Here is a 12,597-nt window from a genome sequence, read left to right as displayed (position 1 = left end):
CGCAAAGGTACCGGAAAGTCCCGGATGGCCGGACTAGATGGCCAGCACCTCCTCAATCAATTCTGACCAGCGCTGGAAAATTTTTTTGTGCGTGAAGTCTTCCATACGCCGCCGGGCCAGTTGCCCCAGGCGCTGGCGCTCGGCTGGGTCGGCCAGGAGTTGCTCAATGGTATCTGTCCATACCTTTTCGTCGGTTTTCAACGTGTCCGCTTCAGTAAGCATCGGCATCAATATGCCAAACTCTGCCCACTCCGCCGCCCGAATGGGCGCCGCCGGGGTAGCGGTAGCGGGGGCCAGCATCTCGCGGGGGCCCGTAGGGCAATCAGTGGTCACCACTGCCGCGCCGCAGATCATCGCCTCGCCCAGGGCCAGGGGGAACCCCTCCCAGCCCGAAGGGAAAACAAATAGGTCGGCCGGATGAATGAATTTAAACGGGTTTTGCTGCAAACCAATAAAGTACACGTCGTAATCGGGCGTCAGCGGCTTCTGGGCCCAGACATCGTACACCCGCAGCCCCAACGCACGCGCCTTGCTAATCAGCTCATTCCGCAATTCGCCATCACCGATGAATATCAGTTTGGCCGGGCGGCGACGCAATAAATCCGCAAAAATGTCCAGCAAGGGTGCTTGGTTTTTCTGTACCGCCAGCCGGGCCGAGGTCACCAACGCAGGCGCGGCGTCATATACGGCCCGCATCTCGGCCGACAGCGCTTCCTGGGCCTGCGCCCACACCCGTTCTACCTCAAAAGAGTTGTGAATGGTGAGCACCTTGCGGGCATCCACCCCAAAAGCCTCGATGATCTCGGGCATAATGTCCCGGCTCACCGTTACGATGCGGTCGGCCCGCTTGTACAGGGCCGGCATCATCACCTTTTTACGCAGCCACCCCAGCGGCCCGCTGATGTTGCGGTCGTGCACTTTCGATCCCTGAATCAGCAGAATTACTTTCTCCCGGCCTTTGCTGAGCAGGTTCACGTAGTCTGCCCCTTCCAGGTGGCTCACGCACACATCGGCTTGCAACCGGTTTTTCAGCGCCCGCAACCGGGTGATGCGCTTCGCGAAATTAGCCGCCTTACGCAGGGCACTCCCGCCCCCAGCCACGTCCATATTTTCGAGCGGATTACCACTCGGATAAATATTGGGCTCGTCTAAATTAAAAACAGCCTCCGTCACGTCATAGCGTTTCTGTAGTTCTACGCTGTGGTCGTGAAATGCGCGTTGGGCCCCGCCTAACCCCAAATTTGGGATGACAATCAAGAGTTTTTTTCGCATAAAAGAGTAGAGCAAGATAGACCCTCGCCCTGCATTTATTGAATGATTTTGTGACGTTTAAAACGGTTTTCAATGCGAACCAACGCGCTATAAAGAATCGTTTGGCTTCACTTTCTTTCGGTTACGCGCATTATGCAAATTAGGGCCGTTCACGTGGCCAAGGCGTCGAAGTCGATGGGCAGGTCATGAGCCGGGATTAACGGCCTTGGTAAAACGCCAGCACGCCGTCGATAACGCGTTGCTGCGCCACGCCGTCCAATTCGTAGTACAGGGGCAGCCGCACCAGGCAGGCGGTGTAGTGCTCGGCCCACGGCAGGGGCCGGCCGTCGTGCCGGGCGGCGTAGTAGGGGCTGCGGTGCAGGGCCCGGTAGTGAAACACGGCCAGAATGCGCCGCTGCCCCAGATGACCAATCAGCGCGTCGCGCTCGGCTTGGTCGCGGCACACCAGATAAAACAGGTGGCCGTTGTTGGTGGCGTAGGCGGGCAGTTCGGGCAGGCCCACCCCCAGGGCCCCCAGCGGCGCAAGGGCGGCGTAGTATGCGTCCCAAATGGAAGTGCGCCGCTGCTGGATGTCGGCCAGGTTCTCAATCTGCGCCCATAGGTACGCCGCCGTTAGCTCCGAGGGCAGAAACGATGAGCCCACGTCCACCCAATTGTACTCGGTGGCCTCGCCCCGGAAAAACGCCGACCGGGTGGTGCCCTTCTCGCGGATGATTTCGGCCCGCTGCGCGAACCGCAGGTCGTTGAGGGCCAGCAACCCGCCCTCGCCGGCGATGATGTTCTTGGTTTCGTGAAACGAAAAAGCCGCCAGGGCCCCCAACGTGCCCAGCCGCCGGCCGTCGTAGAAGCTGTCGATGGCGTGAGCTGCGTCTTCCACCACGGCCAGGCCGTGGCGCTCGGCGATGGCCAGCACGGCCGCCATGTCGCAGGCAATGCCGGCGTAGTGCACCGGCACCACGGCCCGGGTGCGCGGCGTCACGAGGCCCTCCAGGGCAGCGGCGTCGAGGTTGGGGTTGAGCGCGGTGCTGTCGGCAAACACGATGGTGGCCCCCCGCAGCACAAAGGCGTTGGCCGTGCTCACAAACGTGAAGGCCGGCACAATTACTTCGTCGCCGGGCCCGATGTCGAGCAGCAGGGCCGCCATTTCCAGCGCGTCGGTGCAGGAAGTGGTCAGCAGTGCCTTCCGAAACCCCCAGTGCTGCTCGAAGTAAGCGTGGGCCCGCTGCGTGAACTGCCCGTCGCCGGAAATCTTGCCCGAGCGCACTGCCTGCTCGATGTAGCGGGTTTCGTTGCCGGAGAAATACGGTTTATTAAAAGGAATCGGGGCATCCATGCGGAATGCAAAGGTATGGCCGGGCCCGCCAGCGCCCGGCCGCAGGGCATTGAAGTGGCTTTGGCCCCCATGGGCGCGGAGGCAGTGCAGGTCCCCTCCAAGCGGTTTGGCTTAAGTTTCTGGCTTCTGGAACGGGGGTAGAGACGCATCCTTGCGCTTCAGGCCTGAACGACCAGTATGAACGACGGGGCGGATTCAAGCCTACCGTTCAATCCTGAGACGCAAGGATGCTTCTCTACACCGTGCGGATGCCAATGCAAACGGCTTCCTGTTTACCAGCCCCCCCGCAACCCGCGCTAGTTGCCCGTTGCTTCGTCCTCGATGTAAAGCGGGCGGTTTTTCACCTGCTCAAACGTTTTGCCGATGTACAGGCCCACCATGCCCAGCACCGCCAGCAGCAGGCCCGAGAAAAACCAGATCGAAATAATCAAGCTGGTGTAGCCCGGCTGGTCAATCTGCCCGGCCCAGTAGCGTAGCAGCGTCACTGGCACCAACAAAAATGCTCCGCCCGCCAGCAGCAGCCCGGCTTTCACGGTCAGGCGCAAGGGCTTGTCGCTATTGGCCAGCAGCACATCCAGGCCCAGGTGCAGCCGCTGGCTCAGCCGGTAGCTACTGGGCCCCCGGGCCCGCCCGGCGTGCGCCACGTCGAGGTAGCCGGCCCGGAACCCCACCCAGCGCACCATCGTGGGGAAGTAGCGGATGCTCTCGCGCATGGCCAGCACTGCCGCGATTACCCGGCGGTGGTAGATGCCGAAGTTGGCCACCGCCGGGTCCTGCGGCACTTCGGTGAGGTACGACAGCACCCGGTAGAACAGCCGCGACACTAGTTTTTTGCCCCACGCGTCCTGCCGGCCGGTGCGCCGGGCCAGTACCAGGTCGTAGCCCGCCTGCGCCCGGGCATACAGCGCCGGGATTTCCTCCGGCCGGTCCTGCAGGTCGCAGTCCAGCACCACCACCCACTCGCCCCGGCACCGTTCCAGCCCGGCCGTGATGGCCCGGTGCTGCCCAAAGTTGCGGCTCAGGCGCAGGCCCCGTACCCGGGGGTCCTGCGCCGCCAGCGCCAGGATGCCCGCCCAGGAGCCGTCGGCGCTGCGGTCGTCCACCAGCACAATTTCGAAGCTGCCCCCCAGCGCCTCGCCCGCCGCCACCAGCCGCCGCACCAGTTCCGCCAGCAGGCTTTCGGCCCGGTACACGGGGCTGACGAAGGAGAAGGTGGGCGGAGGCACGGAAATTGGAAAAAGCGCGGGCGGGGCCGCAAGATACTGGGCGGGCCCGTCGGGCCCCGCCCGCCCGGTCGCGTACCGGGTCCCAGCCGCTTGTGGGTGCGGGCCGGCGCGAACTTTTGCTGCATGCAATGTTCGGCCCGCCGCTGCGAACCGCGCGCAGCCCGGCATCAGCGGCCGCGGCGCTCTTGCCGGGCTGCGCGCGGTTGGGCACCAGCAGGGCCGACTGCCCGTTTGGGCATTACTCGGCCGGACCGCTGCAATCGCTGACAGTCAGGGCCTGCCATAATGAAAAGAATCCAGAAAAGTCAGAGGAAAAGACCCTAGCTCCGAGCGGTCCAGCAGGGTATGGGTATCGGCGGCTTCGATGGCCTGCTCCTAATCCGCCGCGAAGCCTTCCAAGCGCACCATCCGGCCCGCCCGCACCCCCGCCCCCAGCCGGTCCCGAAACTACCGGTTCTTTCCGGGCCCATGTAACTGCCTACAAAGTTGAGGCCCGCCGCCGACTACTTGCAAGCTCTCCCGCAGGTTGCTCGACTGGTACGGGTTGTCAAGGTCAAAATCGAGGTCGGCCTCCGCCACGTCGTAGTACCGGACCAGCGCTACGCCGTGGGCGCCGAACACCCACGGCGCCTCCCGCCCCCAGGGTGGAAATAACCATCTAAATCTTAGCGCTATGCGCTGACCTATGCACTGACTATATACTTAGTTTTTAAGATGAAAATAGTAAATCATAATTTATTTGCTAATTTCATAAATTGCTTTTCTACTAAATTATAAAAGACGTAGGCACATCCTGTGGAAATAATTAACGAAATTAGTAGCATAATAATTTTATTTATAAGTGGGTCTGGACTAAAAATTCTTATTAAAAAGAATTCGCATGTACTCCCTACCAAAAAATGGATTAGATAAAAGGAATATGAGATTTTACCAAAAAAATCAGCAACCCTATTTTTAACCTTGAAAAAACTAATAAACATTACCGTCACCAACCCTATAATCGCAATATATGGCAATAACTGAACCCATGCTATTATGAAGAATATCGCCAGCAAAACAGCATAGCTCTTAATCCCAATCAACCCTCTATGATAGCACAATGCCAAACCACCTAGGGCGAACAATGAGCTGTAATGAAAGAAATTTTCCCTACTCGTAAAGGGAAGATACTGCAATGCGGCAGCACTTAAAAAGATAAGTAAGAAAACAAACGGGTTAAAATTTTCAAAAATTTTATTAAACAGTAAACCAATAAATATATAAAATTGAAATTCTATTGCTAGTGTCCAAAATATTGCAACTATCCACTTATAGTGAGTAAACGGAATTGTAAATGTTATATTATTTATTAGTTGCGGCAAACTCAAACCTGCTGTATATTTATTATTATGAGCAATGAAGTAATCAATAAAATACCATTGCGCCAACACCAACCCCAGGCCTACATATGCCGGCGGATTAATTCTTATTATTCTTTTCTTTATATATCCAAAAAAACCGAAAATCGAATAGTTCTTTCCCACTAGGCTATAAGGGATAATGAATCCGGAGATAACAAAAAATATATCTACCCCAAGCCAACCATTCGTAAAAAACCTTTCTATTGAAGGATCCCTTAATTTAGGCAGTGCGCCACCGGTAAAATGGTAGAGACACACGCTTAGAGCTGCTACGCCCCGCAAAAATCCGAGGCCTTCCACAAATTTTTTCGGTGGCACTACCGTGCTTTCGGCGCGTTGACCCTCTAACGAACGGCCCTCTATGACAATATTTGCCATTATTCAAACGTTTAACCTGTTAAACAATGCAATTTCGTGTGCTAATTCAGTACTATTACACAGGAGTAATTTTTAAAAAAGTTAATATTGAACTTATTTATAGATTCCTAAAGCATGAAAAATAGTCTTTATTATTACGTCGTATTTACGCTGGAAAAGATGATTTTGAGGTCCATCCAGGGTCCATTGATTTCCACCGTCGAAATAGTATAACTCCTCCCTATTATGCAGATATGTGTCAATATTTTCGTTGATTGAATAATCAAATCCAGGATGTCCATTTCGCTTAGCCTCAATACGAACCGCTATCCGCTGCTTGATTTGGTCAAGGGAGCGAAATTGATAATGCCTCAATTTAATCCGCTTCGGGTGCATTACGCCCATACGCTTTGGCCGTTCCATTGCTGGGGTCCACTCCATCTTGTCGCGATGACGGAAAAATCGTGCCTCGCTCCAAGTCTTTTTATCATAATAGCGAATGTCTTCAATACTTTTGGGAGATTTGCCGTCTTTAAAATCATCCTTAGTCAATCGGAATTGAATAGTATCGGTAACTACGAAATGGTGGTGTTTAGGAACATTTTGCAAGAAATTCACCGGGTTATCAACGTAAAATTCATCAGCATCTAATCTAAAGCACCACCAGTCTCCCTCTTTAGCCAAATGTTTGAATTCTTGATATACCTGAGCCCTAATACCATCATAAAACGGAGTAAGGTCGCGTTTCCAAGGAATAATTTTATCGGAAGCTAGTCCTTGCACAATTTCCCACGTGCCATCGGTACTACCATTGTCGAGAACAAATATTTTGTCAGCCCAGCTAGTAGCTTCTAATAGGCTTTTGGCAACTATATCTGCCTCATTTTTAACTACTGAAATAGCAAATATTTTCATGATGAAAAACTATATTAATAAGCATTAATGGATTAAAAAGTAACTTGGTCACCGTTCCACTAAACTCCGTTTTTGTTGAGTTGCGCTTAACAAACTTCAAATCATGTGCTTCACCGAGGCTAAAAACCGCCGCCGCCACAGCACCGTCGGGTCTTGCTGCACGGCTTTCCAAAGGTAGCGCAGCGTGGCGGCCCGGTGCTGTTTGCTCAGGGCCAGGGTGAGGGTGATGAAGGTGTAGCGGTCGGCAACGAATTGCCCCACTTTGTTAGGAAAGCGGCGCGCAAACGCCGCGTTACGTTGCACCAGCTCGCCAAACAACTCGTCGCGGGCAATGATGGCCGCCGGGGCAATGGTATTCAGGCTGCGGCCCTCGTGCTCGCGCAGGCAGAACGTTTTGGCCCGGATGCCGTGGAACAGGTACTGGCTGGCCAGCCGCAGCCACAGCTCCCAGTCTTCGGCCGAAGCCAAGGCCCGGCTCTCCTCGAATGGGTTGGCCAAGGCGATGTCGCGCCGTACGAACACGGTGTTGCAGGCCATGGGGTTGTCGTGCAGCAGCAGCTCGTTGGTGAGCGGCGGGAAATCGCAAAACTCGTGCACCACGCGGCCCGCGCCGTCGATGACTTCGTAGCCGGTGTGCAGAAACTCTACCGCGCCGCGGGCCGCCACGAACTCCCGCACCACCCGCAGGTGGTTGGGGTACATCTCGTCGTCGGAGTCGAAAAAGTTCAGGTACTGCCCGCGGGCCCGCTGGGCCCCGTAGTTGCGGGCCGCGCCCCGCTCCCCGTTCGCTTTGCGGAAGTAGCGGATGCGCGGGTCGCGCAGGCGGGCCACCACTTCTTCCGTGTTGTCGCGGCTGCCGTCGTCGACCACAATCAGCTCGAAGTCCGCATCTTCCTGCCGCAGAATGGCTTCCAGCGTCGGCGTGATGATGTCGGCGCGGTTGTAGCTGGGCACGATAACCGAAAAAAAGGGCGTGGGGGCCACCATCAGACGGGGGAATTGGTGGTGGTGCGCAGCTCCTGCCGCAGCAGCAGCCGGCGGTACTGGCCGGCGAGGTAGCGGTTGGCCGCGCCGCCGCCGCCCGAGAGCAACAGGTTCAGCATCTTGGCCAGGTAGTAGCTGCCGGTGGACCAGCTGCCGTATTCCCGGCGTAGGAAGCTGTCTTCGTTGCGCAATATCATGTTCAGCTGGTTCAGCTTTTTTTCCTGCTTGGTGCTCTGCGCGAAGTGGTGCAGGATGTGGGCGGCCGGCACGTACTCAATCTCGTAGCCCAGCTTGCGCACGGCGTAGCACCATTGCAAATCCTCGGCGTACATAAAAAAATCGTCGGGCAGCTTGCCGCCGGGCAGCTCGGCCAGCACCCGGCGCTTCACGTGGAAGTACGTGCCCCACACCCAGTCGGGGCGGAACGGCGTTTCGTGCCCGAAGAAAGTACCCAGCAGCACCTCGCCCCGCTTTTCGGCGCTCATAGCTTTTTGCAGGCGCAGCAGCTCCACCAGCTGCAGGCGCAGCGACGGAAACCGCCCGCACTGGTATTGCAGCCGGCCGTCGGGGTAGCGCAGCTGCCCCGTGGCAATCCCGAGCTTCGGGTCGTTCACCAGGGCCTGGTACGTCAGGGTGAGGGCGTCGTTGCGCACGGCGGCGTCGCTGTTGAATAGTAGCACCGTGTCGCCGGTGGCGTGCGCAAGGCCCAGGTTGTTGCCCTTGGCAAAGCCGGCGTTTTCGGGGCTGCGCACCAGCCGCACCGCCGGGAACTGCTCCACGAACCGGCCCGGGTCGCACTCCGTCGAGGCGTTGTCCACCACAATAATCTCGTACGACACCCCCCGCGTGTGCTGCTGCACCGAGGCAATGGCTTCGCTGGTGAGCTGGAACGTGTTGTAGTTGACGATGATAACGGAAACCTGAATCATAGCGTAAGCGGCGCACGGCCCCGCAAAGAACGGGCTTAGCCCACAATCTCCCGAAACAGCGCTTCGTAGCGCGCCGCGCACTCGGCCACGTCGTAGGTGGCGCGCAGGGCCCGGGCCGCGCCCGCGTGCCGGGCCAGCAGGGCCCCGTCGGCCACGTAGGCGCTCATGGCGTCCACTAGGTCGTCGAGGCGCGGGGTGGCGTCGGGGTTCATGGCCAGCAGCCGGCCGGCCACCGGGCCCGCCGGGGGGCACACCATTTCCGGGATGCCCCCCAACGGGCTGGCCACCACGGGCACGCCGTTCTCAAAAAACTCGATGATGGAGATGGGCTGGGCCTCCGAAAACCACGACGGAAACAAGCCCACCTGGCACTGGCGCATGTAGGGGTGCGGCGTCTGCACGTTGCCCAGGAAGTAGATGTCGGGCGATGCAGCCTCGTACTCGGCCCGCAGCGTGCTCAGGTAAGGCCCGTCGCCCATCGCCACGAAGGCAAAGCGGCGCGCTGGAAACCGCGCTTTCACCAAGGCGTAGGCGGCCAGCGCGTCGCCCCAGCCCTTTTGCTGGTTGCCGCGGCCCACCATGCCGAACACGAAGCTGCCGGCCGGGATGGGCAGGGCCGCCGGCTCCGCCCCCCCCGGCGCGTAGCGCGGCACCCCGTTGTGAATCACCTCCACCCGCGTGGTAACGGGCTGCCGGGGCCCGGGCGCGGCCTGCTGCGTGGCGTTCTCGTACTCGTGCTGGTAGTCGCTGGCCAGAATCCGCTCCCCCGCCCGGCGCTCCTCTTCCGTGGGCACCTCCACCAGGGCCCCCGTGAACAAGTCGGCCGTGTACCGCGACACGCCTACCACGGCCCGGGCCAGGTTGGCGTAGGGCACGTAGCCGAACTCACCCACTTTAATCAGCATGGAGTAGCCCTGGTGGTCCGTGACCACCGTGGGGACGCCCGTGCGCTGCACCAGCCGGGTGATGCGCGACCTGGCCACCAGCGGCTCGTGGCTGTGCATAATGTCAATGCCGTAGCGCCGGATGGCGTACCGGCCCAGCCAGTCCTTGGCTTTCTCGTGCACCGAGAACTTGGCCCCCAGCCGCAGAAACAAGGCGTTCAGCTTCCAGCAAACCTCATTGAACAGCGGGTAGCGGTCCATGGCCACCACCCGCACGGCCGGGCTCAGGTACTGCGCCACCATGCCCGGGTCCACCAGCTGTTCGTTCTGGTTAAAAAAATAGACGGTGTGCTTTTTGGCCAGCTCCGAGGCCAGCGCCAGGGCCAGCACGTGCGAGCCCGCCTTGTCGAGGCAAAAAGTAGCAACCAGAATCTTCATGTTTGCAAGTATTTATCTTCTTATATTATCACACACCCTAACAAGGATCACACACCCTAACAAGGGCGCTAGAGCGGTTCCCAGATCGGTGCGCCTAGGTTAGAACGGTTTCGGGGTCAGTAGCAAGTAGCGCGAACTTTGTAGTTCGCGTCGCTGCCCGGCCATCATCAGGACGAAGCGAGCGACGCGAACTACAAAGTTCGCGCTACTTGCCCGCTGCGCTGTACGCTGCCCCCGAAACCGCTCTAGGTGCTGTAGAACGGAGTGGCACTCCGTTGCCGGGCAATGGCCAAACGGAGTGCCACTCCGTTCTACAACCTTTCCACACGCACTGTACACGACCTTGAAAACTGCACTAACCGGAAACCCGCCCTAGCTGCTGGGCCCGTCCGGCAACGACTTGCTCAAACAGCGCCTCGTACTGCCGCACGCAGCCCGCCAACGAAAAAGTAGCCTGCCGCCGCCGGGCCACCTGCTGGTGCGCGGCGTAAAGCGCCGCGTCGGTGGCGTAGCGCCGCATGGCCGCCGTCAGGGCCGGCACGTCGGGGCGCTGGGTGGGGTGGTCCAGCGCCGTGAGCAGCCCCGCCGCGTCGCCGCTGGCGGCGTCCAACAGAATCTCGCCCATCCCCCCAACATCAGTGGCCACCACCGGCTTGTCGTAGAACAGGTACTCGATAACGGCCAGCGGCAAGGCCTCCCCCGCGAAGTACGAGGGCAGCAGCCCCACGTCAAACCCCGCCACATAAAAGTCCGGGTTGGGCACCCGGCCCACGAAGTGCACCCCGGGCTCGGCGGCGTACTGCGCGCGCAGGTCGTCCAGGTAGCCGCTCCCGCCCACCAGCACCAGCTGCACGTCGCGGCCCACCAAGGGCCGCAGGGCCCGGAAGGCCAGCAGGGCCGCTTCCCACCCTTTCTCCGCAATGCCCCGCGCCACCATGCCGTACACAAACGCCCCGGCCCCGATGCCCAGCTGCGCCCGCATGGCCCCGGCGGCCGGCGGCGCGTCCACCCGGATGCCATTGAAGATGGTGTGCACGGGGGGCAAGTCCTCCAGGGCCCCTTGCAGCACCAGCCGGCAGTAGTCCGAAACCGTCACGAGGGCATCGGCCTGGCGCAGCACCGGCGCGAAGTCCAGCGGGCGGCGCTCCCGCGCGAACATGGTGTATTCGCCGTGCTCGGTAATGACGAACGGAATCCTCGCCTCGCGCAGCCCCGGGGCACACAGCCGGTCCGAATACGTGGCGTGGCTGTTCACCAATTCAATCCCGTAGCGCTTGAGGCAGGCCCGGAAGTACGCCTGCTGCGCCCGCTCATAAAATGCGTAGCGCAGCCCCAGCCGCTGCCCCAGGGCGTTGAGCTTGTAGGCCCAGTAGCTGCGGCGGGGCCGGTCGGCCATCGACACCACCCGCACGCCCGGCGGCAGCAGGCGCTGCACCAGGGCCGCGTCGTGCAGCTCGGCCCGCTGGTTGAACACCACCACCCGGTGGCCCAGCCGGTCGAGGCCCGCCGCCAGGTTCATGGCCAGTATCTCGCCCCCGCCCACCTGCAACGACCACGTAGAAATGAGAATGTTCATGCGGGCGACTTTCTAAACAGCTTCGGGGTTGTGCGTTGCAATCGCCAAAAAACCCGGTCAAAATTACGGACGCCGCCCCGCTCCGCGCCCAACCGGCGTCCGCAGCTCAAGGCGGCGTCCGTACCCGCGCGGGGTAAAGCGCAAGGTTGCGTCTCTACTTCTTCCAATAGGCCAAAGAAATCAACTTACCCCCCCGTTAAGCCACCCACGTGCGGACCGCTCCGTGGGCCCTATCGCCCCACCAGCGCCTTCAGCCGCCGCCACACCGCCACCAGCTCGGGGTGGTCGAAATAAAACTCTACGGCCCGGGCCTTGCGCAGCATTTTGCGCTTTTCTTCCGTCAGCACCACGGGCGCAACGGCCACCGCCGCGGGCCGGGGCGACAACCGGGCGTATTGCTGGTATACGTGGCGCAGGCGGTGCTCGCAGTCGCTGAACCACGGCTTCTTGCCGTTGTAATGAATGATCTTTTGGTCTTTCAGAAACTCCTCGAATCGGCGCTTCGGCACTTCGTTGGGCACGTACAAGCGCATCACGTTGTACTTGGCCTCCAGTCGGTACCAGTCGTTGCGCAGGGCCATATTCAACGCGTCTTGGTCGGGGTAGCCTTTTATCAGGTCCGGCTCCTCGCTGATAATCTTCAGGGCCTTCTCCGAAATGCGCTGGGCTTTCCACTTCGCAATGTCGATAAGCAAAACCCCGGAATTGAAATACTGCTCTACCGAGTCAATGCCGATGTCGGAGCGCACGGGCATGTCTCTATCGGTTACGGCACCCACTGTCTTGCCGCCAAGGTCGAGCGTGGCCAGGCCTGCCAGGTCGCCGACTACCAGCGTATCCACGTCGATGTAAAGCAGCCGTTGCACTTCGCTTGGCACCAAAAAAGGAAAGAACAGCCGGTAGTACATAGCACCCGTCAAAGGATTTTCTTCTTTTTCCGGCACTATCAGCTTGGATACGTAATCTAAATCAATATCGTAAAAGATTATTTCCCCACTATTCGCTTGAACGTAAGCAATGATATCATCTTTATCCTTATCAGCAATACCGCTAACTATGGTGTGAATTACTACGTCGTTTTGTTTATTATTGATAAACAATGATGCCAATAATACATAAAATGGGGTTATGTATTTATCATCGAAAGCCAAAGCAAGCTGAACGTTTTTTTTCTTGTTCATTTCAGGTATTATAATGAGGCTCTTTAGACGCTCCCTTTCGGCCGTTCTACCGAGCGCCGCCGAGTCAGAACGTTCCGAATGACTTTTTTAAATCACTAAACA

At 58.8% G+C, this 12,597-nt stretch carries 10 protein-coding genes; all 10 read right to left on the bottom strand.

Annotation, left to right across the window (positions count from 1 at the left end; genetic code table 11):
* Positions 1–33 precede the first annotated feature (33 nt).
* The 10 genes from HNP98_RS00430 to HNP98_RS00385 all read right to left on the bottom strand — a co-directional run bounded on the left by HNP98_RS00430 (position 34) and on the right by HNP98_RS00385 (position 12,495).
* Positions 34–1,272 (bottom strand): glycosyltransferase, encoded by a 1,239-nt coding sequence (locus tag HNP98_RS00430; RefSeq protein WP_173808074.1) that lies wholly within the window; start codon positions 1,270–1,272, stop codon positions 34–36.
* A 196-nt stretch (positions 1,273–1,468) separates the two neighbouring features.
* Positions 1,469–2,605 carry a dTDP-4-amino-4,6-dideoxygalactose transaminase gene (gene rffA, locus HNP98_RS00425; protein WP_173808073.1) on the bottom strand — a complete coding sequence of 379 codons (1,137 nt, stop codon included), beginning with the start codon at positions 2,603–2,605 and terminating at the stop codon, positions 1,469–1,471.
* 296 nt (positions 2,606–2,901) lie between these two features.
* Entirely contained in the window at positions 2,902–3,831 is a 930-nt protein-coding gene (locus HNP98_RS00420; protein WP_317171005.1) for a glycosyltransferase family 2 protein, read from the bottom strand.
* A 728-nt stretch (positions 3,832–4,559) separates the two neighbouring features.
* The gene (locus HNP98_RS00415; protein WP_173808071.1) at positions 4,560–5,609 is read right to left on the bottom strand and encodes an acyltransferase family protein; all 1,050 of its coding nucleotides are present in this window, start codon (positions 5,607–5,609) and stop codon (positions 4,560–4,562) included.
* Positions 5,610–5,702: 93 nt separating this feature from the next.
* Complete coding sequence (locus tag HNP98_RS00410) at positions 5,703–6,503, bottom strand: glycosyltransferase family 2 protein (RefSeq protein WP_173808070.1); 801 nt, start codon at positions 6,501–6,503, stop codon at positions 5,703–5,705.
* Between the two features lie 96 nt (positions 6,504–6,599).
* A complete protein-coding gene (locus HNP98_RS00405) occupies positions 6,600–7,490 on the bottom strand; it encodes a glycosyltransferase family 2 protein (protein ID WP_173808069.1) in 891 nt (296 codons plus the stop codon).
* The gene (locus HNP98_RS00400) at positions 7,490–8,416 is read right to left on the bottom strand and encodes a glycosyltransferase family 2 protein (RefSeq protein ID WP_173808068.1); all 927 of its coding nucleotides are present in this window, start codon (positions 8,414–8,416) and stop codon (positions 7,490–7,492) included. The genes HNP98_RS00405 and HNP98_RS00400 overlap by 1 nt, the downstream gene beginning before the upstream one ends.
* A 35-nt stretch (positions 8,417–8,451) precedes the next feature.
* A complete protein-coding gene (locus HNP98_RS00395; RefSeq protein WP_173808067.1) occupies positions 8,452–9,738 on the bottom strand; it encodes a glycosyltransferase family 4 protein in 1,287 nt (428 codons plus the stop codon).
* A gap of 355 nt (positions 9,739–10,093) precedes the next feature.
* Positions 10,094–11,314, bottom strand: a complete 1,221-nt coding sequence (locus HNP98_RS00390; protein WP_173808066.1) for a glycosyltransferase family 4 protein — start codon at positions 11,312–11,314, stop codon at positions 10,094–10,096.
* A gap of 230 nt (positions 11,315–11,544) precedes the next feature.
* The gene (locus tag HNP98_RS00385; protein ID WP_173808065.1) at positions 11,545–12,495 is read right to left on the bottom strand and encodes a glycosyltransferase family 8 protein; all 951 of its coding nucleotides are present in this window, start codon (positions 12,493–12,495) and stop codon (positions 11,545–11,547) included.
* Positions 12,496–12,597: the final 102 nt, after the last annotated feature.

The sequence above is a fragment of the Hymenobacter caeli genome, assembly GCF_013294115.1.
GTDB lineage: Bacteria > Bacteroidota > Bacteroidia > Cytophagales > Hymenobacteraceae > Hymenobacter > Hymenobacter caeli.
This window is presented reverse-complemented; position numbering and strand designations above follow the sequence as displayed.